Source organism: Rhodococcus sp. GQ147, assembly GCF_059759155.1.
This window is the reverse complement of the sequence record NZ_JCAXDU010000005.1, coordinates 122044-142013: the sequence shown is the minus strand read 5'-3', so window position 1 is coordinate 142013 and position 19970 is coordinate 122044. Positions and strand designations below refer to the sequence as shown.

The following is a 19970-nucleotide window of genomic DNA, read 5'->3' as shown; positions in this document are numbered from 1 at the left end:
CGATTCGGTCACGATGAATACATGCGTTCACCGTTGCCGGATTATCTGACCGAAGTGCTCCGAGGATGCGCCGACAGTTCGGGCGCCCTCGCCGACTACATCCCGGAACTGGCGAGGGCCGACCCGGACCGGTTCGCCCTCACCCTCGTGACCGCCGAAGGTGCGGTGTACTCCGTGGGCGACGACCACACCGAGTTCACGATCCAGTCGATCTCGAAGCCCTTCGTCTACGGTCTTGCGCTGCAACAGAGAGGCTTCGACGCCGTGCTCGACGTGATCGATGTCGAACCCTCCGGGGAGGCGTTCAACGAGGTCTCGCTCGAACGCAACACGGGCCGTCCGCTCAACCCGATGATCAATGCCGGTGCGCTCGCCGCACACGCCCTGGTGCTCGACGGACGGCAACCCGAGGCCTCGGTGGAGGACATCCGTTCTCTGCTGTCGTCCCTGGCCGGTCGCGAGCTGACGATCGACGAGAAGGTCGCGTCGTCGGAGCTCGAGAACTCCTATCGCAATGTCGCCATCGCCAATCTCCTTCGGGGGTACGAGGTTTTCGAGGACGATCCGGACGAGATCGTCGAGGGGTACATCCGGCAGTGTTCGGTGACTGTGACGACCAAGGATCTCGCGATGATGGCCGCGACGCTCGCGGCGGGCGGTGTGCAACCCGTGACGTGCGAGGAGATCTTCTCGCGGGACGTGGTGCGTCAGGTGCTGTCGGTGATGGCGACCTGTGGGATGTACGACGCGGCGGGGGACTGGCTCTCCACCGTCGGTATCCCCGCCAAGAGCGGCGTGTCCGGAGGAATCATAGGAATCCTACCGGGACAGTTGGGTATTGCCGCATACTCGCCGCGCCTCGACGACCACGGCACCAGCGTCCAGGGGGTCGCCGCCTTCGGTCGTCTCTCCCGCGACATGAACTTGCATCTGATGGACGCGCCGATGGTCGCGCACTCGGTGTTACGCAGAAGACATGTCATCGGCGAGGGTGACGAGTCTCTCACCCTCCTCGAGTTGCAGGGCGACCTCCAGTTCACCAGTTCCGAGGGTCTCGTGACGGCCGTGGTCGACGAGCCTGTGGAGACGAAACGCCTGGTCTTCGACCTGTCCCTCGTCCGTACCATCCTGCCGGTCGGCCGAAGGATGTTGCTGGAGATGATCGGTCGGCTCCACCGGGACGGCGTGGAGGTCGTCGTGATCGACCCCGAAGGGCATCTGCCCGAACCCGACACCGGCTACGGCTTCCGACCGCAGGTTCACACCTCGTGGGAGGACCTGGAGGCGCAGGGGTGAAAGGGCATTCGGCACGAAAGTGACGTGAGGGACGGCTGTGAAGTTTTCCGGAACCACGGGTGGCGTCCACACCGAGCACTGGGCTACGGTGTCGTGCGGTGTGCCCGAGGTTGGTCGGCGAAAGACGCTCGTACCCCACGAAAGAAGATCCATTCATGCCGTTCCGTGAATCCCTCGTCGTCCCCGGAATCGTCCGGGTAGGAGGATGATGGCGTTGCTGACACGTTCGCCCTACCGCTGCCCCGGAGACGGCAGCGTGATCCACCACGCGTGCGCAGGACTGCTGACCTACTGGGAGCGTCCCGTCGAGGAGCACGTCGCCCGCACCTCGCTGGGTGACACCTACGTGCTCACCACGGGTCCTGCGACCGCACCGCCGATCGTGGTGCTCGCGGGTGGCGATCTCCCGGCGGCGGGGCTGCGTCTGCTCGCCGAGCAGTTCGGCGAGCGCCACCGGGTGGTGCTCGTGGATGTCCCGGGCCTTCCCGGTGCGAGCGCGGGCAGCCGGCCCGACAGCCGGATCCACAGCGTCTACGGCCACTGGCTCGTCGAGGTGCTCGATGCACTCGGCGTCGAGCGGATTCCCGTGATCGGTCTCGGCTGGTCGGCCTCCGTGGCCGCTGCGGTGGAGGATCTTGACCGGATCGAGAAGCTGGTGATCGCGGCGCCGCTGGGTCTCGTCCCGCGCGTCCGGTGGAACCGCGCCCTCATCCCCGGCCTGCAGTGGCGCAACGAGCCCAACTTCGAGAACACCGAGCGGTACCTTCGAGCACTCGCGGGATGCGACTACCGGCCCGACGAACAGACCCTGCGGTGGTCCTGCCGCGTCGGTGCGTATTGCACGTCGCTGACGAACATGCCCCGCATCGATCGGGCCGTGCTGCGCCGCTGGCGCGGGCGTCCGGTCGAGGTCGTCGTGGGAAGCAAGGACCCCCTCGTACAGGTGGACGCGCTGAACAAGCTGGCCGACGACATGGGTGCTCATTTCGTGGCGCTTCCCGAGGTGGGTCATCTCCTCGCGGTCGAGGCGCCGGCCGCTCTGGCGGCGACGGCCGCAGCCGCAGCGGTAACGGAGAACTGAGAACCGGGACTCGGAAGAATCCGGTCCCGGAGAGTGTGGGTCGAAAGTGGCGATGCCGGGCTGCCCCCGACGGGCGTAGCTATCAGTCCGGCGTCGCCACTTCCGGTCACCCTCCCAGTGGAACCCGAAGGCTCGAGTACCCACACAAGGGCTGCGATAATCCCCGAATTATTACGTTTTGGTCACGGGGACGCCTACGACCGTACCATCTGAATGCTGTGTCGTTGCAGATGTATGTATCGGCGCGTCACACATCCGCGATTACAGGGACGCGATCACATCACGCCACGGCTCTGTCGGATCACGCCACAGCGGGGCTCCAGTCGACCACCACCGACCGTGCTCCGATGTATTCCAGCAGGTCGCGGACCGGTCCGCCGAAGCGGAGTTGACGGGCGACCTCCAGTTCGTCGAGGTCGTCGTTCTCCGTGCCGACGAGGATCCCATCGATCACGCTGCGGGCCGCGGACACGACGAGCGTCTCTTCCTCGGCCACCCGGACCGGTACATCGTTCTCGCCCGCCACCGCGCCGACCGCCACGGCCACGTAGTCCCTGTCCTCGTCCGCGTCGTGATACGCGACCAGGCGGCCATGCAGCACGGACTCGGGCAGGATGCGGTCGAGCGTTACGCCCGAGGGAACGCGCTCGTCCTCGGGACGGATGCTCGGGCCGGCTGCGGCCGGTGTGGCCGGGGATGCCGTGGGCTGCGCGGCTGCGTACAGGGGCACGCGCCGAGACGTCCAGCCGAAGTAGGTTTCGCGTTGCGCATACATCGCACCTGCGCCTCCTCGATAGGACTTCGTCTCTACCTCCAGTGTGCTCCGGGCCACCGACACGTTTGTCGGTTCCGAAGGAGGGGTCGTAGGAGCTAGTCGCGCGAGGCCCGGACGCCGGGTGAGACGAGCAGTCGGCCGAGGACCGCGAAGAGCGCGAGGATCACCAGCGAGCAGATCCCGGCGAGGGCGGCACCGCCCACGACCAGGGCGTAGTCGCTGCGCGCGAGACCGTCCACGATGGGCCTTCCCACCCCGCCGAAGCTCACTGCCGCGGCGATCGTGGCGGTCGCGACGATCTGCACGGCGGCGGTGCGCAGGCCGACGAGGATCAGCGGCAAGGCCACCGGCAGCTCGGCCCGCAGCAGGATCTGGGACGAGGTCATCCCCATCCCGCGGGCGGCGTCGGTCAGCGCCGGGTCGATCCCGCGGATCCCTTCGTAGGAGTTCAACAGGATGGGTGGGATCGCGAGTGCCACCAGCGGCACCATCACCGGAACGAGCCCGATCCCGTACAGCACGACCAGCAACACGAGCAGGCCGTAGGTGGGGAGGGCGCGTGCGGCGTTCGCTGTGAGCGACACGAGCACACCGCCGCGGCCCGTGTGCCCGGTCCACAGGCCGAGCGGCAACGCGAGGAGCACGGAGATCACGAACGCGAGCAGGGTATAGCCGAAGTGCTGGGCCAGTCGCGTCGGGATCCCGGACGCGCCCGACCAGTTCGCGGAGTCGCCGAAGTATTCGGCCAGATAGTTCAGCAGCGTCGTCATCGGCGCACCTTCGAGGTGCGGTGCATCCACGGCGTGGCGAGACGCTGGACGAGCACGAGCACCGCGTCGACGACCAGTGCCATCACGACGGTCGCGATGATGCCGATGATCGCCAGATCGAGTCGGTCGAGCTGCACCGAGGCGGTGAACAACGCGCCGAAGGCACCCATGCCGATCAGCGCTCCGACGCTCACCATGCTGATGTTCGCGACCGTCGCGACCCGCAGCCCCGCGATGACCGCGGGGATCGCCAGCGGCAGGTCGACGGTGAGCAACCGGCGCGGCGTCGAGAATCCCATCGCCACCGCCGACTGGCGGACACTGTCGGGCACAGCACGCAATCCGTCGACGACGTTCGGGACGAGGCCCGCCAGCGCGTAGACGGCCAGCGGAAGGATCACGGTGGTCCGGCTGATCCCGGTGAACGCGATGAGCAGGACGAAGAAGGCAAGCGACGGAATCGAATACAGGACACTGCAGACCGCGAGCACCGGGGCGTACACCCGCGGCCACCGCACGCACGCGAGGCCCAGCGGCAGAGCGAGGACGAGGCCGAGCAGCGACGCGCCGAGGGCCATGACGAGATGATCGCCGAGCAGTTCCCAGAACGTCCCGAGATAGCCGGGAATCCGCAGGCTCACCGCAACTTCCGCATCGCGAGCGGAGACGGGGTGCCGGCCTCCCTGTGGTTGTGCGCCGCGCGGACCGCCGCGGTCACCTCTTCGCCACTGATCACCCCGAGCGCACGTCCGTCGTCGTCCACCGCCACGGCATGGCCCGACGGTGAGAGCACGGCCGCGTCGAGCACGACGCGCAGCGGATCCCGCCCGGGAACGAACGGCTTTCCGGCCGGCAGGAATTCCGCATCGGCACTGCCGTCTCGCCACCCCGTCGGGCGTCCGTCGTCGTCGACGACGAGAAGCCAGCCGTCGCCGACGGCGAGTTCGGCGGCATCGCGGGTGACGATCGGATCGGTGCGCAACGGCAGGTCGGCGGACGAGAAGAACGACATGAGTCGCACACCGCGGTCGACGCCGAGGAATCCGGCGACGAAATCGTCGGCGGGGGAGGTGAGAAGCTCCTCCGGAGTCGCGTACTGGGCGAGCACCCCGCCCGGCCGCAGGACGGCCACGCGGTCGCCGAGCTTGATCGCCTCGTCGATGTCGTGGGTGACGAGCACGATCGTCTTGGCCAGCACCGATTGCAGGCGCAGGAGTTCGTCCTGCAGATCCTTGCGGACCACGGGATCGACCGCGGAGAACGGCTCGTCCATCAACAGGATCGGAGGATCGGCCGCCAGCGCGCGTGCCACACCGACACGCTGTTGCTGCCCGCCGGACAGCTGAGCAGGATAGCGTTGCGCCAGTTCTTTTCCGAGGCCGACTCGGGTGAGCACGTCCATCGCGGTCGCGCGGGCCTCCTTACGGCTCGCGCCGAGCAACCGGGGCACGGTGGCGACGTTGTCGATCACTGTGCGATGGGGGAACAGCCCGGCGTGCTGGATGACGTATCCGATGCCGCGGCGCAGGATCCGGGGATCCTCGTCCCGGACGTCGCGGCCCCCGACGAGCACACGCCCGCTCGAGGGCTCGACCATCCGGTTGATCATGCGCAACGAGGTGGTCTTCCCACACCCCGACGGCCCGACGAACACCGTCAGGGTGCCCGTCGGGACTTCCAGCGAGAGTCCGTCGACGGCGACGGTCCCGTCGGGATAACGCTTCCCGACGTTGTCGAATGTGATCACGTGGCACCGACTTCCGTCAGTTCAGATCGTTCTGCTGCAGCCACTCCTCGGCGACGACGTCGATGTCGCGACCGTCGGTGACCACCTGTCCGACCAGGACGACGAGGGTGTCGGTGGTGAGCTTGTCGGACACGGCGTCGATCTTCGCGACGTGGTCGTCGTCGAGATCGGCGCGATGCACCAGCGGGGTGACGTTCTGGGCTCCGAAGACCGATTCCGGGTCCTCCAGCGCAACAAACGGTTCGGTGCTCAGTGACGGATCGGTGGTGAAGATGTTCGCGGCCTGCACGGTGCCGTCCGAGAGCGCGCGGATGGTGATGGGGCCACCGGTGTCGGTGGGGACGAATTCGCGGAACTCGACCCCGTACACCTCGCGCAGACCCACGACACCTTGCTGACGCGTCTCGAACTCGGGCGGTCCGCCGAGGACGAGTTCGCCGGCGACCGGCGCGAGATCGGCGATGCTCACCAGGTTGTAGCGCTGCGCGGTCTCCTCGGTGACGACGAGGGCGTCCTTGTTCTCACCGGGGGCGGAGGCCAGGATCTCGAGCCCGTCCGGAAGGGCTTCGGACAGGGCCGCATTGACGTCCTCCGTCGTCGAGGCGGTGCTGTCGGGGTCGACCCGCGCGAGCAGTGCGCCGTTGTACTCCGGGACGAGCGTGATGGCACCCGAGGCGACCTGGTCGTAGTAGATCTCGCGGCTGCCGATGTTGAACTGGCGGGTGACCTCGGCCCCCGTGCTCTCGAGCGCCTGCGAGTAGATCTCCGCGAGCAGGACGTTCTCCGGGAAGTTCGCCGAACCGACGACGATCGCGCCTCCGTCCGCTGTGTCTCCGGCGAGGGGATCCTCGTCTCCGCCGCCGGAACAGGCGGCCAGGGCGAATACGGACACGGCGAGAAGCGCGGTGGTGCGTGCGAAGCGTTTCACGGGTTGCTCCCTCGGATGCGGCACGGTCGGTTTTCGACTCTATCCCGGCGGATACCCACTGTGCCGGATTTGTCACGAGTGGATCACCAGTCGTCGCCGGCACGCTCCGAGGTCGTGAGGGCGAGGATGCCGCTCTCGAGACGGTATCGGCTCATCGAGTCCAGTGCGGGGGCATAGGAGTGCACGGTCACCGCCGGGACGGGACCGTCGTTGACGACCTCGTGCACGTGCCGACCGTCGAATCGACGCACGGCACCCGCCGACAAACGGGTGCGGGAGAGCGTCACGCGTTGCCCGGGAAGATCTTCCGACCACGGCTGGTCGACGGTGTCCTCCCGGACCTGTCCCTGCGCGACGGCGAATGCACCGGCACTCCCACCGTGATCGTGGATCCCGGTGCGCTGCCCGGGAAGCCAGCCCAGCAACCACACCTCGTAGTCGTCGGCGACGGCGAGCCGGGTGTACCAGCGTTCGGTCTCGTCGAAGCGGACGAGCGGCCGCCAGCGGGAGACGTCCGCGGCGATGTCACGGACGATCTCGGCGAGATCGACGCGCACGGAGGGGGACAGAAGAGCAGCAGCCATCGTGGTTCCTCGAAACGGGAGCCGGACGGGATCGTAGGGTCGTCCGGGCAGGGGAAGTGGGTCGGGCCGGGATCAACGACAGGCGCGACAACCACAGAAACCACCGGCGATGCGGACGTAGTCCATATGAAGCCTGCGATGCCGCAGGGTCGCCGGAAGACGCATGTCGCTCACTTCAGCGGCCGGATGCGGCACTGTCAAGATTTTCACTCGTGTGACGTTCGGAACAACCGGGCCGGATTGCGTCGCCGTACGGGCTCGTCGCGCGCGTCGCCGAACAGCAACGGTGCTGCGTACGGGCGGTCCGAACCGAGCACGACGCGGTCGGGGCCGAGTCCGGACGCCACGGCCTCGACGATCTCGGGACCATACGACGAGGTGTCGACGAACACTCCGGCCGACGGGACCGTCGCCGGTCCGCCGCGCGCGGCCATCCGGTCGGCGTGCAGCGGCGCGAGCCCGGCGAGCATCGCGAACCCCACGCGCAGTCCGGGGAGGCGAGGGGCCCCGTACTCGTGCCAGGCGAACCACGCGGTGTGCATCTGCGCCACGTACGACACCATCGCCGGCCACCACGGCGGAGCCGACGGATCGGCCGCGGCGGGCCCGGGATGCACGAACAGGGGAGCACCGACGCGGTCGAGTTCGTCGAGGAGCGGGGCGCACCGCGCGTAGCCGTCGGCATCCGCCAACGCGGTGGCGGGAAGCTGGAGACCGACGCATCCCGCCCCGAGCACCTCGCGCAGCGCCGCGGGATCGGGATCGTCGACCGACGCTGCCGCCCACGCCCCGAACGGGTGCGGCAGCGCGAGCACTCCCTCGTGGTAGGCGTCGAGCAGGCCGGCCCCGTCGGCTGCGGGAAGCGTTTCGATCCCCAGCGGGCTCGACAACGACACCAGCGCCAAGTCGATGCCGTCCTGCGCCGCGAGCTCGGCCCGCCGGGCGATCGAGTGATCCTCCGGTCGCACCTCGTACGGGGGTTCACCGCCGAGGTACAGCGTCCATCCGACGAGCCGCGGTGCACGGGTGCGTGCCCGTAGCGCAGCGACGAGTGGTGCCGGCCAGACGTGCTGGTGGACGTCGACGCGGGGAACGGTCATGCCGTCAGGATGGCAGACCGCCCGCCCGCTGTCCGCTGTCCGCTGTCCGCGTTGTCCGCGTCGCCTACTGTCCCGCGCCGCGGGGAACCCATCGTTCGTGCAGCTGTCCGCGCCGGATACCCGGACTCGTCCCGGGCGTCGCGAGAGCGGGGGTGGGTGCCGAGTGACGGCTTCCGACCACCGGCTGCGATCCGGATGCCGGGTCGGCGTGGAACTGCTCGCCGTACTCCGATGGGGGATCGGGCAGGCGGCGCGGCCGATCGATCCGGTACGGATCGTCGTGGTTCCTGCCGGTTCCCTTGAGCAGGCTGGTCGGCAGGTAGATGCTCGCAGTGATGCCGGCATTGGTGGACGAGTCGAAGGTCGGACGCAGACGCACCGTGATGTCGTGACGATCGGCGAGGCGCGCGACCACGAATAGACCCATTCGCCGTGCGGCGCCGGATCCGGCTTCGCCGTCCGAACCCAGCCGCATGTTGATGTCGGCGAGTTCATCTGCGGGAATACTGATTCCGCGGTCGGCGATCTCGAGGAGGAGGCCGCCGTCGACGGCGCGGGAGAACGCGAACGCCACGGTGCTCTCGGGCGGTGAGGCGCGCAGTGCGTTGTCGAGGAGCTCGGCGATCATGTGGACGACGTCGGTGACGGCGCTGCCGACCAGATTGCCGTCCGGCGCATTTCCGATGTTCACGCGCTGGTAGTTCTCGACCTGCGAGAGGGATGCGCGCAGGACGTCGACGAGCGGTGTGTCGGGGACGCGGCCGAGGCGCTGGCGGGTACCGGCGAGGACGAGCAGCGAGTCGCCCGTGCGCCGCATGCGGGCGGCGAGGTGGTCGAGCGCGAACAGGTTCTGCAGACGTGTCGGGTCGCGCTCTTCGTGTTCGAGCGAATCGATCAGCGCCAGTTGCTGTTCCACGAGCGTCTTGTTGCGGCGGGCGAGCGTTTCGAGCATCTCGTTGACCTGCCGGCGCAGCTGGGCCTGCTCGCCGGCCAGACGTAGGGCACCTTCGTTCATGCTGTCGACGGCGCGTGCCACCTCGCCGATCTCCTCGCGGGTGTAGACGCGGATCGGATCCAGTGTGACGGATTCGATCTCGGCGCCGTCCTTGATCGCAGCGAGTGCGGCGGGCAGATCCTGTTCGGCGGTGCGCAGGGTGTCGTCGCGCAGTCGGCGCAACGGCCGGACGAGCGACATCGCGATCACGATCGCCAGGGCGAGGGCGAGGGCGAGGATGATCGCGACACCGATGGCGTTCTTGAGGGCTTCGGTGCGTGCTTCGGCCGCGAGGTCGTCGAGGGCGGCCACGGCTCGGGTCGCGGAACCGGCGACCTCTTCCTGGTAGATCATGAGGCTCTCGAAGAGCGACCCGCGCAGAGCGGCGACGTTGCCCGCTTCGTTGTCGAGGTTGGCCGTGAGGCTGCGGCGATTCTCGAGCTGAGTCATCAGACCGTCGACCCGGGAGGAGTCGGCGGTCTCGTTCTCGACGAAGGTGTCACGGAGGACGGCCAGTCGCGCGGACTCGACACCGAGGGCGTTGTTCCACATGAGCAGGGCACCGTCGGTTCCGGCGCTCAGCGCGGAGTATGCGAGGACCTGGTCGAGCAGGGACCACTGGGTGTCCCACAGGTCGAGAAGTGTCGCGCTCTCGCGCTGGACGGTGGGGTCGTCCGTGGTGGTGGTGGTGGCGCGGTAGGCAGCCTGGGCGCGGCTGACGAATCCTTCGGCGCGCTCGCTGGCCACGATCGGCGCCAGGGTTCCCGACGACGCGCTGTCGAGCAGGCTCTCGCCCTCGGCGAGCATGCGGTTGATCATCGCCGCGATCTGCGGATCGAGATCCTTCGCGTCGATGTGGTCGCGCAGCGTCGCGGCGGATTCGCGGGCGACCTGGGCGCCGTTGTCGACGGGCAGTGACAGGATCGTCGCTGCCGCGGCGCCGGTGACACTGGTGGCGTAGTCGGCGAGGGTCGGCAGGATGGAGACGTTCTCGGCGGCGGCGCTGTAGGCGTCGTTCTCCTGGTAGAGGTCGTAGACGCGGAGCGAGCCGTACAGCGTCGCTGCGACGATGGGGACGGCGACGACCGCGGTCATCCTGCGCCACAGACGCCAGTTGTCCGGCGTGTACTGCCGGAATTTCCTCATGACACTCACAACGTTTCGCCCCCCGAGACTCTCTACCTGCCTGAGTCGGCGGCCGGCCGAAACTGGACTTCGGCAAGTAAAGAACTTCGCCTTGGAAATTCGGGCCAGGGCGAATCACGGTTCGCTGCCGTCAGGACGTGGGTCAGAGTAGGTAGTACTTCGCTGCGCTCACAAGATCGCCGTCCAAGTCCGATAGCTGGTATTCGATCTTGTGTATACATCACGGTCGTGCGCTACGATGCCGCCGGAATTTCCCGTTCCGCCGGGTTTCGATGTCAGGGGGGCGCATGGATCTGCGACGGGTCGATCTCAACCTGCTCGTCGTCCTCGAAGTCCTGCTCTCCGAACGCAATGTCACGCGCGCGGCGCGGCGACTGAACATGTCGCAACCGGCGACGAGTACGGCTCTCGCCCGGTTGCGCAAGCAATTCGACGATCCGCTTCTCGTGAAGAGCGGCCGCACACTGCGTCCCACCGTGCGCGCCCAGGCGATCGTCGAACCGCTCCGCGAGGTGCTGCGGACCCTCGAGCGCTCGGTACTGGCTGCGCCCGGCTTCGATCCCGCGACGGATTCACGCACCTTCACCATCATGACCGGCGACTACGCCGCGATCACCCTCCTGCGTCTGCTGGTCCGGGGGAGCACCCCGGCCGGCATCCGTTTCGATCTGCTGCCGTTCAACGGTGCCGGTCTCGATGCCTTCCGCCGGTTCGAGATCGATCTCGCGGTGCTACCGGAACACGTGCTCGAATCCCCGGAGTTCGAGAGCTGCCGGAGGCAGGTCGTGCTGACCGACAGACTCGTCGGGGCGGTCTGGTCCGGGCACCCGTACACCGGCACCAAGCTCACCCGCGAAGTGCTCGGCCGCTACCCGTTGCTGTCCTACGCGCAGTATTCCGACGACACCAACCTCGGCCGCGCTCTGCTGCGTGCGGGGGCGGTGGCCCAGGTCGGCGCGACCAGCGGCAACCTCGCGGTGCTTCCGTACGCCCTGGAGAACACCCGCATGGTCACGTTCCTGCCCGAGCGCTTGGCCCGGCACCTCGCCGAGATGGCGTTCCTGCGCATCCTGGAACCGACCTTCCAGTTGCCGCCCCTGCGCGAATTCGCGGTCTGGCACGCCGAGCGCGATGCGGATCCCGCGCACGCCTGGCTCCGTGCGCAGCTCGACCCGATCGGGCGTCGCCGCGTCGCAGCACAGGCAGGCTGACGACGACGAACGCTGCGGACCGGCCCGTTCGACGGGGTCCGATCCGCAGCGTTCGAGTGGATCCGACGAGGTCAGCGTCCCGATCGACGCTGGAGGATCACCGCGATGACCACGACGAGAATCGCGACCACTCCGACCGGCGCGACCCGCGTCGCGACCGATCCCTTCGCGTACTGCATGAGGTCGAGCGGTTCGGCCTCGGGCTGCGGGGGCGCGGCCGGGGAGGGAGGCGTCGAGGTCATCGCCGGTGCCGGTGAGGCGCTCACCGGGCTGGGTGGAACCGACTCGTTCGGCCGCGTCTGCGCGGAGTCGTCATCCCCGGCACCGGACCCGACGAATGCTCCACCGGCAGGCTCGTCGCCCGAACCCGAGGCGGTGAGCGGTGGGCTCGCCGGCACGGACTCGTTGGGCTGCGACTCGGCTGCCTCAGTGGCCGCCGCGGAGGAGGACACAGAGGAGGACACAGAAGAGGCCGTCGCTTCGGGTCCGAGCTTCTTCGACAGGCAGTCCGCGAACTGCTCGAGGATCTTCCCACCGACATCCGAGATCATCCCCCGCCCGAACTGGGCGGGCTTGCCGGTGATCTTCATGTCGGTGCTCACGATGCCGTCGGTGCGGTCGCCGTCGCCGGTGAGGGTGACGGTGATGGTCGCGGCCACCGTGCCGTTGCCTCGGGTGTCCTTCGCATTGGCCTCGATGACCGCCCGGCGGGCGGTCTCGTCCTTTTCGACGTACACGCCGGTGCCCTTGAACGTGAGCGCCACCGGTCCGAGCTTCACCTTGACGGTCCCGGTGAACGTGTCGCCGTCGACCCCGGTGAGCGTCGCACCCGGCATGCACGGCGCGACCTTCTCCGGATTCAGCAGGGCGGTCCACACCTCGTCGACCGGGGCGGGAACGGACAGTGTGTGTTCGAGTTGCATGAGGTCCTCAAGTTCGTAGGTGGTCCGGGATCTCGGTGTTCGGCGTGGAAAACGCCTAGACCCCGGAGGCAGTGGTGACCGCTCGTCGGGTGAGTACCCGGGCGAGGTGGCTCCGATACTCGGCGTCGGCATTCCCGTCGGTCATGGGAGCCGTGTCGTCGGTGGCGAGCTCGGCGGCCTCCCGGATCGTCTCGGCCGTCGCGGGCTTACCGATCAGCGATTCCTCGACGCCGCGTGCCCGGACCGGGACGGCCGCCATGTTAGTAAGCGCGATCCTCGCCCGTTCGATGGTGTCGCCGGACGCCTGTAGGGTCGCAGCGACCCCGACGATGGACCACTGCTGGGCCGCGCGATGGAACTTCTCGTAGCGCGCAGACCAGCCCGTGTGCTTGGGAATCCGGACCTCGACGAGGATCTCTCCGGGCTCGACCGCGGTCGTGAAGAAGTCCTGGAAGAAGTCGTCCGTCGCGATGGTGCGACGCCCGGACGGACCGGCCACGGTGAAGGTCGCCTCGAGCGCCACGGCAGGCGCCGCGAGATCCCCGGCCGGGTCGGCGTGCACGAGCGACCCGCCGAACGTGCCGCGGTGCCGGATCTGGGGATCGGCGACGGTCGCCGTCGCCTCGGCCAGCAACCGTGCGTGCTCCGCGACGAGCGGGTCGTGCAGCACATCGTGGTGGGTGGTGGTCGCGCCGATCACCAGGGCGTCGCCGTCGTCGCGGATGCCCCGCAGTTCGGGGATCCTGCCGAGGTCGACGAGCACGGTCGGTGCCGCCATCCGCAGGCGCAGGACGGGCATGAGGCTCTGCCCACCGGCGATGACCTTCGCGTCCTCACCGGCCTCGGTCAGCGCGGCGACCGCTTCGTCGACGCTCGACGGGGCGACGTAGTCGAACGGGGCCGGTATCATTTCGTGCCTCCTCGGGCGTCGCGGAGCGCGTGCCAGATCCGCATCGGTGTACAGGGCATCTCGACGTCGGTGACGCCGAACGGCCGGACCGCGTCGAGTACGGCGTTGACGACGGCCGGGGTGGAGGCGATGGTTCCTGCCTCGCCGACACCCTTGACACCCAGCGGATTACCGGGTGCCGGAGTGTCGGTGCGATCGGTGACGAAGGGCGGCAGATCCACCGCGGTGGGTAGCAGATACTCGGCGAACGACGAACTCAGCAACGTGCCCGACTCGTCGTGCACCGCTTCCTCGTAGAGGGCCTGGGCGATACCCTGGGCGAGTCCGCCGTGCACCTGGCCCTCGACGATGAGCGGATTCACGACGTGCCCGACGTCGTCGACGCACACGTACTTGCGGATCCGCGCGTGCCCCGTCTCGGTGTCGACCTCGATGGCGCACAGGTGGGTGCCGTGCGGGAACGAGAAGTTGTCGGGATCGTAGGTCGCCTCGGAGTCGAGGTTCGGTTCGACACCGTCGGGCAGGTCGTGCGCGGCGAACACCGCGAGCGCGACGTCGGTGAGCCCGACGGACTTCGAGGTGCCCTTGACGCGGAACTGTCCTGCCTCGAAATCCAGATCGTCCTCGGAACATTCGAGCAGGTGTGCGGCGATCGGCCGGGCCTTGGCGACCACCTTCTCGGCGGCCTTCACGACCGCGATGCCGCCGACGGCGAGCGAGCGGGAGCCGTAGGTGTCGAGACCGCGCGGTGAACTCTGCGTATCGCCGTGCAGGATCTCGATGTCCTCGAACGGGATTCCGAGCCGGTCGGCGACGATCTGGCTCCACGCCGTCTCGTGGCCCTGACCGTGGGCGGACGAACCGGTGACGACCTCCACCTTGCCGGTGGGGAGCATGCGGATCGCGGCGTGCTCCCAGCCGCCGGCGCCGTAGGAGAGTGAACCGAGCACCCGCGACGGGGCCAGGCCGCACATCTCCGTGAACGTGGAGACACCGAGACCGAGCTGCACCGGGTCGTTGCGCTCGCGTCGTTCGGTCTGCTCGCGCCGTAATGCGTCGTAGTCGAACAACTCTCGGGCCTTGGCGGTCGCGGCCTCGTAGTTGCCCGAGTCGTAGGTCAGGCCCGCGACGGTGTCGAACGGGAACTCCTCGTGCTTGATCCAGTTCTTCTCGCGGAGCTCGAGGGGATCCATGGACAGTTCGACGGCGAGCTCGTCCATGATGCGTTCGATCGCGAAGGTGGCCTCGGGGCGTCCGGCGCCGCGGTAGGCGTCGGTGGGCACCTTGTTGGTGAACACGTTGGTGCAGGCGAACCGGTACGAGTCGAACTTGTAGATGCCGTTGAACATGAACGCGCCGAGGATCGGCACACCCGGGGTGACGAGACGCAGGTAGGCGCCCATATCGGCGAGCAGTTCCACCTTCAGGCCCGTGACGGTGCCGTCGCGGCGCGCGGCGAGGGTCAGCTTCTGGACCTGGTCGCGGCCGTGGTGCGCGGCGAGCATCGACTCGCTGCGCGTCTCGGTGTACTTGACGGGCTTGTGTAGGCGACGCGCGATGAGGAGCGTGAGCACCTCCTCCGGCGTGACCTGCAGCTTGCCGCCGAAACCACCGCCCACATCGGGGGCGATGACGCGCAGTTTGTGCTCGGGGAGACCGAGGGTCATCGCGAGCATCAGCTTCAGCACGTGCGGGACCTGGGTCGCCGACCACATGGTGATCTGCGAGGCGGTGGGGTCGACGACGACCGATCGCGGTTCCATGAAGGCCGGGATGAGCCGCTGCTGCCGGAAGGTCCGTTCGACGACCACCTCCGCGTCGCGGATCGCGTCCTCGACGTTGCCGCCGCTGCCGGCCTCGGCGGAGTCGAACACCCATGTCGCGCTGACGTTGGTGCCGAGATCGGGGTGGACGAGGTCGCCGTCCTGCGCCGCGCTCTCGAGATCGAGCACGACCGGCAGGTCCTCGTAGTCGACGTCGATCGCGTCGAGGGCATCGTGGGCCTCGTATGCGCTGCGGGCCACCACGACTGCGACGGCCTCACCCGCGAACCGCACGGTGTCGACGGCCAGGGCCGGGGCGTTCGGGGTCTTCATGTCCTCGGTGATCGGCCACGCGCACGGCAGGCTGCCCTGCTCCTCGGCGAGGTCGGCGCCCGTGTAGACGGCGACGACCCCCGGCTTGCCCCGGGCCTCGGAGACGTCGAGTCCGGTGATGCGGGCGTGCGCGATCGGGCTGCGCAGGATCGCGGCGTGCAGCATCCCAGGGAGCACGATGTTGTCGGTCCAGCGCGTGCGCCCGGTGATGAGGTGCTCGTCCTCCTTGCGGCGGCGTGCCCGGCCGAGTTCGGATTCGCCGGTGCCCTCGTCGGTGGTGGGATCCACGGTGCTCGTCATCGTCATACCTCCTGCGTGGCGGCCGGGTTCTCGCGCAGTCGCTGAGCGGCGTCACGCGCAGCGGCCACGATGTTCTGGTATCCGGTGCAGCGGCACAGATTTCCTTCGAGACCGTGCCGTACGTCCTCGTCGCTCGGATCGGAGTTCTCGGAGAGCAGGTCGATGGTCGCCATGATCATCCCAGGCGTACAGAAGCCGCACTGCAGGGCGTGCTTCTCGCGGAACGCCTCCTGGACCGGATGCAGGCTGCCGTTCGTGGTGAGCCCTTCGACGGTGGTGACCGAGTGTCCGTCGGCCTGTACCGCGAGCATCGAGCACGACTTGACGCTGCGGTCGTCGAGCAACACGGTGCAGGCGCCGCAGTTGCTCGTGTCGCAGCCGACCACCGTGCCCACCTTCCCGAGTCGATCTCTGAGGTAGTGGACGAGAAGCAGTCGCGGTTCCACGTCGTCCGTGTACTGCGTTCCGTCTACGGTGACAGTGATGCGCATCGATCCTCCAAGTGCCTCGCGTAGCGCAGTGATACAGATCACTGACACTCTGCTGCATATCGCGCGTCGAAAGGACCCGAATCGCCGAAATCGCCTTTGGGCTCGCGTCGATCGGAGGCGGGATCGTCACGAGACACGCCGGCTGGTCGAGGCGGAGGGCGCCAAGGAACATCTGGTGCACTACACGACCAGCAAGCACGCCCTCGTCGGGATGGCGCGGGCCTTCGCCGCCGAACTCGGACAGCACGACATCCGGGTCGACAGCATCCACCCGGGCGCGGTGAACACCCCGATGGGATCCGGTTCGATGCGCGACCGCATCGCCCAGACCGCCGAGAGCAACCCCCGGCTCGGCGGCATGACCATGCCCTTCCTGAACAAGTACATGGCCGAGGCGGACGAGATCGCGAACATGGTCGCCTCGCGTCCGACGAGTCCGTCTTCGTCACCGCCCAGAGCTTCGCGATCGACGGTGGTGCTCAGTACTTCTGAGCGCCGATGTGCTCCTCGTGGGCGTGGATCGGTCCGCGTGTCTCCGCGAGGCGGCCGCCGCCCCCGCCCCAGCGCAGCGCGATGATCTCCGCGGCGATCGACACCGCGGTCTCCTCCGGGGTGCGGGCCCCGAGATCCAGACCGATCGGCGACGACAGGCGCGCCAGTTCCTCCTCGGTCAGTCCCGTCTCCCGCAGACGCTCCATCCGGTCGTCGTGTGTGCGGCGCGACCCCATCGCCCCGACGTAGGCCACGTCGAGCCGTAGGGCGACTTCGAGGAGTGGCACGTCGAACTTCGGGTCGTGGGTGAGTACCGTGATGACGGTGCGGGCGTCCACACGTCCGGCCTCGGCCTCGGCCGCGAGATAGCGGTGCGGCCAGTCGACGATCACCTCGTGGGCGCCGGGGAAGCGGGCCTCGGTGGCGAACACCCCGCGCGCGTCGCACACCGTCACCGTGTAGCCCAGGAACGAGCCGAGCCGGGCCATCGCCGACGCGAAGTCGATCGCCCCGAACACGATCAGCCGCGGCGGGGGCTGGAAGACGTTGACGAACACCGACATCCCCTCGCCGCGACGCTCACCGTCGGTGCCGTAGTGAAGGGTGCCCGAGCGTCCCACCTCGAGCAGGCCGCGCGCGTCGTCGACGACGGCGTCGTACATGCGGGACGAGGCGAGCTGTCCGTCGGCGCGGTCGCGCCACACGACCATCCGTCGTCCCCGTAACGCCGGGTCGGGATGGGCGGTGACGGTCGCGAGCGCGACGGGTTCGCCCGCGCGGACGGAGTCGAGCAGGTCGGTGAAGGCGGGGAAGGACGCGGCGTCGATCCGTTCGACGAAGACGTCGATGATGCCGCCACAGGTCAGGCCGACGGAGAACGCGTCGTCGTCGGAGACCCCGTAGCGTTGCAGCACCGGCTGCCCGCTGTCGATGACCGACCGGCCGAGTTCGTAGACGTCGCCTTCGACGCACCCGCCAGAGACGCTGCCGGTGACGGTGCCGTCCTGCGCGACCAGCATCGATGCACCCGGCCCCCGGGGCGCCGAACGGAAAGTCGAGACCACGGTGCCTACCGCGACGGCCTCCCCGTCCCGGTACCGCCGGTCGAGCTCGTCCAGAATTTCACGCACGCCGAACCTCCTCGAGAAGTTCTTCCAGTGTCGCAAGGCTGTGTCCCGCGAGCAGACGATCGATGTGCGGCAGGGCCGCGGAGATACCCGACTGGATCGGTTCGTATCCGGCGCCGCCGGCGTGCGGGTTCACCCACAGCACGCGGTGCGCGAGGCGATGCAGCTGCGCCATGCGTTCCCCGAGCTGCGAGGTGTCGCCGCGCTCCCAGCCGTCGGAGAAGATCACCACCACCGCGCCGCGCGCGAAACCTCTGCGCCCCCAGCGGTCCAGGAACGCGCCGAGCGTGTCGCCGAGACGTGTCCCGCCCGCCCAGTCCGGTACCGCACGCGAGGCCCCGGCGAGCGCGATCTGCGGGTCGCGGGCACGCAGCGCACGCGACAGGCGGGTCAGCCGCGTGCCGAGGGAGAACACCTCGGTGGACGACGGCGCGGCACGCGTGACGACGTGCGCGAACCGCAGGAGCGCGTCGGCGTAGGGACTCATCGAGCCGGACACGTCGATCAGCAACACCACCCGGCGCGGTCTCGTCGCTCGTGCCCGGTGCCGCGGCCGGACGGGTTCGCCTCCGCCCGCCAGCATGTCGCGCAGGGTGTGCCGCGGGTCCACCGGCCCGCGGCGGGAGGGCTTCGACCGCAATCCCCGACGCGTCGGGGGGCGGGGCTGCAACCGCGCGAGCAGTTCGGCGAGGTGAGCGCGTTCGGCGGTCGTCAATTCGGCCACGTCGCGGTGCCGGAGGACGTCGGTGTCGTCCGCCGCGACCTGCAGGCGTGGCGCGTCGTCACCGGAATCGCCCTCGGCGCCCTCGCTGCGGGACAGCGCGGCGATCCGTGCGGTGCGGGTGCGTTGCCCGTGGGTACGCGAGCCGGTGGGGACGGTGTCGCCGAACCAGTGGACGAAGACCACGTCGTAGCGGGCCGTGTCGTCCGGTGTGCGGCACAGCGTGGCGCGGCCTGCCCAATAGACCCGCACGGGATCCCCGACGTCGACGTGTGCGAGGGCGTCGAGATAGGTGGCGGTGGCGTCGAGGGCGACGGGCAGACCGGCGGCGGCGAGGGCGCGGCAGAAGCCGGCCAACCCGGCGACCGGTCCGGGGGCGGTCGTCATCCGGCCCTCGAGAGGTCGAGTCCGGCGCGGGTGACCCGGTCGATGTCCTCGCGGTACTTCAGTACGGCACCGAGTGTCGCCGCAGCGGTCGCTGCGTCGAGGACGTCGCGGTCGAGGGCGACCAGTGCGCGCGCCCAGTCGAGGGATTCGGCGATCCCCGGTGGCTTCAGGAGGTCCTGTTCGCGGAACGAGCGCACCGCGCGGGCGATCTGCTCGGCGAGCGGGTGCCCCAGACCGGGCAGCCGCCGCTGCAGGATCGCGACCTCGCGTTCGAGATCGGGATGCTCCACCCAGTGGTACAGACAGCGGCGCTTGAGTGCGTCGTGCACCTCGCGGGTCCGATTGGAGGTGAGCACCACCAGCGGTGGGACCTCCGCGCGGATCTCGCCCAATTCGGGGATCGTCACCGCGTTCTCGTCGAGCAACTGGAGTAGGAAGGCCTCGAACTCGTCGTCGGCGCGGTCGATTTCGTCGACGAGCAGCACGCACGGTGAGTCGGTGAGCGCCTGCAGCAACGGGCGGACGAGAAGATAGCGCTCCGTGTAGAGGGAACGCTCGGCGGTGTCCGCATCGAGCACACCGTCGCTCGCCGCTTCGAGCGAGCGCAGATGGAGCAACTGCCGGGGAAAATCCCAGTCGTAGAGGGCCTGCGAGGCGTCGATGCCCTCGTGGCACTGCAACCGGACCATCGGCAGATCCAGGGCCTGAGCGAGAGCCGCTGCGAGCGAAGTCTTCCCGGTTCCGGGTTCGCCTTCGCAGAAGAGCGGCCGGCCCATACGCATCGCAAGGAAGACGACGGTCGCCAGTCCGTCGTCGGCGAGATATCCCGTGGTCTCGAGAGCAGCCGAGAGTTTCTCGGGTGAATCGATACGTGTTGCGTCGCCGGTCATG

The 19970-nt window shown here is 68.6% G+C and carries 18 protein-coding genes and 1 pseudogene; 4 read left to right on the top strand and 15 right to left on the bottom strand.

The features are described 5' to 3' along the window. Positions 1-21 precede the first annotated feature (21 nt). Positions 22-1296: a glutaminase gene (locus AC6CID_RS08180; RefSeq protein ID WP_024102450.1), complete on the top strand. Its 1275-nt coding sequence runs from the start codon at positions 22-24 to the stop codon at positions 1294-1296. Positions 1297-1504: 208 nt separating this feature from the next. Further along, positions 1505-2377, top strand: a complete 873-nt coding sequence (locus tag AC6CID_RS08175) for an alpha/beta fold hydrolase (RefSeq protein WP_006550782.1) — start codon at positions 1505-1507, stop codon at positions 2375-2377. A gap of 301 nt (positions 2378-2678) precedes the next feature. Here the strand turns inward: AC6CID_RS08175 and AC6CID_RS08170 are convergent, their stop codons facing one another. The 8 genes from AC6CID_RS08170 to AC6CID_RS08135 all read right to left on the bottom strand — a co-directional run bounded on the left by AC6CID_RS08170 (position 2679) and on the right by AC6CID_RS08135 (position 10421). After that, the gene (locus AC6CID_RS08170) at positions 2679-3152 is read right to left on the bottom strand and encodes a hypothetical protein (protein WP_217579389.1); all 474 of its coding nucleotides are present in this window, start codon (positions 3150-3152) and stop codon (positions 2679-2681) included. Between the two features lie 95 nt (positions 3153-3247). Beyond that, entirely contained in the window at positions 3248-3922 is a 675-nt protein-coding gene (locus AC6CID_RS08165; RefSeq protein ID WP_231412536.1) for an ABC transporter permease, read from the bottom strand. Then, a complete protein-coding gene (locus tag AC6CID_RS08160; protein ID WP_006550779.1) occupies positions 3919-4563 on the bottom strand; it encodes an ABC transporter permease in 645 nt (214 codons plus the stop codon). Before AC6CID_RS08160 ends, AC6CID_RS08165 begins: the two co-directional genes overlap by 4 nt. Beyond that, on the bottom strand, positions 4560-5669 hold the full coding sequence (locus AC6CID_RS08155) for an ABC transporter ATP-binding protein (RefSeq protein WP_024102447.1): 1110 nt from the start codon (positions 5667-5669) through the stop codon (positions 4560-4562). Before AC6CID_RS08155 ends, AC6CID_RS08160 begins: the two co-directional genes overlap by 4 nt. A gap of 16 nt (positions 5670-5685) precedes the next feature. After that, a complete protein-coding gene (locus AC6CID_RS08150; RefSeq protein ID WP_024102446.1) occupies positions 5686-6597 on the bottom strand; it encodes an ABC transporter substrate-binding protein in 912 nt (303 codons plus the stop codon). Positions 6598-6680: 83 nt separating this feature from the next. Further along, a complete protein-coding gene (locus AC6CID_RS08145) occupies positions 6681-7181 on the bottom strand; it encodes a cysteine dioxygenase (RefSeq protein WP_498353814.1) in 501 nt (166 codons plus the stop codon). 206 nt (positions 7182-7387) lie between these two features. Then, positions 7388-8281: an amidohydrolase family protein gene (locus tag AC6CID_RS08140; protein ID WP_024102444.1), complete on the bottom strand. Its 894-nt coding sequence runs from the start codon at positions 8279-8281 to the stop codon at positions 7388-7390. 64 nt (positions 8282-8345) lie between these two features. Then, a complete protein-coding gene (locus tag AC6CID_RS08135) occupies positions 8346-10421 on the bottom strand; it encodes a sensor histidine kinase (RefSeq protein ID WP_498353813.1) in 2076 nt (691 codons plus the stop codon). A 287-nt stretch (positions 10422-10708) separates the two neighbouring features. Between AC6CID_RS08135 and AC6CID_RS08130 the strand changes: the two genes are divergently transcribed. Then, complete coding sequence (locus AC6CID_RS08130; RefSeq protein WP_006550773.1) at positions 10709-11632, top strand: LysR family transcriptional regulator; 924 nt, start codon at positions 10709-10711, stop codon at positions 11630-11632. A 71-nt stretch (positions 11633-11703) separates the two neighbouring features. On the opposite strand, the gene AC6CID_RS08125 is transcribed toward AC6CID_RS08130, so the two are convergent. The 4 genes from AC6CID_RS08125 to AC6CID_RS08110 are packed head-to-tail and all read right to left on the bottom strand — an operon-like array spanning position 11704 to position 16352. Beyond that, on the bottom strand, positions 11704-12555 hold the full coding sequence (locus tag AC6CID_RS08125; RefSeq protein WP_498353812.1) for an SRPBCC family protein: 852 nt from the start codon (positions 12553-12555) through the stop codon (positions 11704-11706). Positions 12556-12610: 55 nt separating this feature from the next. Next, positions 12611-13465, bottom strand: coding sequence for an FAD binding domain-containing protein (locus AC6CID_RS08120; protein ID WP_498353811.1), 855 nt, complete (start codon positions 13463-13465; stop codon positions 12611-12613). After that, a complete protein-coding gene (locus AC6CID_RS08115; RefSeq protein ID WP_024102442.1) occupies positions 13462-15861 on the bottom strand; it encodes a xanthine dehydrogenase family protein molybdopterin-binding subunit in 2400 nt (799 codons plus the stop codon). The genes AC6CID_RS08120 and AC6CID_RS08115 overlap by 4 nt, the downstream gene beginning before the upstream one ends. Positions 15862-15863: 2 nt before the next feature. Beyond that, positions 15864-16352: a (2Fe-2S)-binding protein gene (locus tag AC6CID_RS08110; protein ID WP_006550769.1), complete on the bottom strand. Its 489-nt coding sequence runs from the start codon at positions 16350-16352 to the stop codon at positions 15864-15866. A gap of 172 nt (positions 16353-16524) precedes the next feature. Here AC6CID_RS08110 and AC6CID_RS08105 point away from each other — a divergent pair. After that, a pseudogene (locus tag AC6CID_RS08105) lies at positions 16525-16844 on the top strand (SDR family oxidoreductase); the annotation flags it as partial. Here the strand turns inward: AC6CID_RS08105 and AC6CID_RS08100 are convergent. Genes AC6CID_RS08100 through AC6CID_RS08090 form a run of 3 tightly spaced genes read right to left on the bottom strand, consistent with a single transcriptional unit; the run spans position 16832 to position 19969 of the window. Next, a complete protein-coding gene (locus AC6CID_RS08100; RefSeq protein ID WP_006550767.1) occupies positions 16832-17974 on the bottom strand; it encodes an XdhC family protein in 1143 nt (380 codons plus the stop codon). The pseudogene AC6CID_RS08105 and the gene AC6CID_RS08100 overlap by 13 nt on opposite strands. Then, the gene (locus AC6CID_RS08095; protein ID WP_094979707.1) at positions 17967-19079 is read right to left on the bottom strand and encodes a vWA domain-containing protein; all 1113 of its coding nucleotides are present in this window, start codon (positions 19077-19079) and stop codon (positions 17967-17969) included. Before AC6CID_RS08095 ends, AC6CID_RS08100 begins: the two co-directional genes overlap by 8 nt. Further along, on the bottom strand, positions 19076-19969 hold the full coding sequence (locus AC6CID_RS08090; protein ID WP_006550765.1) for an AAA family ATPase: 894 nt from the start codon (positions 19967-19969) through the stop codon (positions 19076-19078). Before AC6CID_RS08090 ends, AC6CID_RS08095 begins: the two co-directional genes overlap by 4 nt. Position 19970 lies beyond the last annotated feature (1 nt).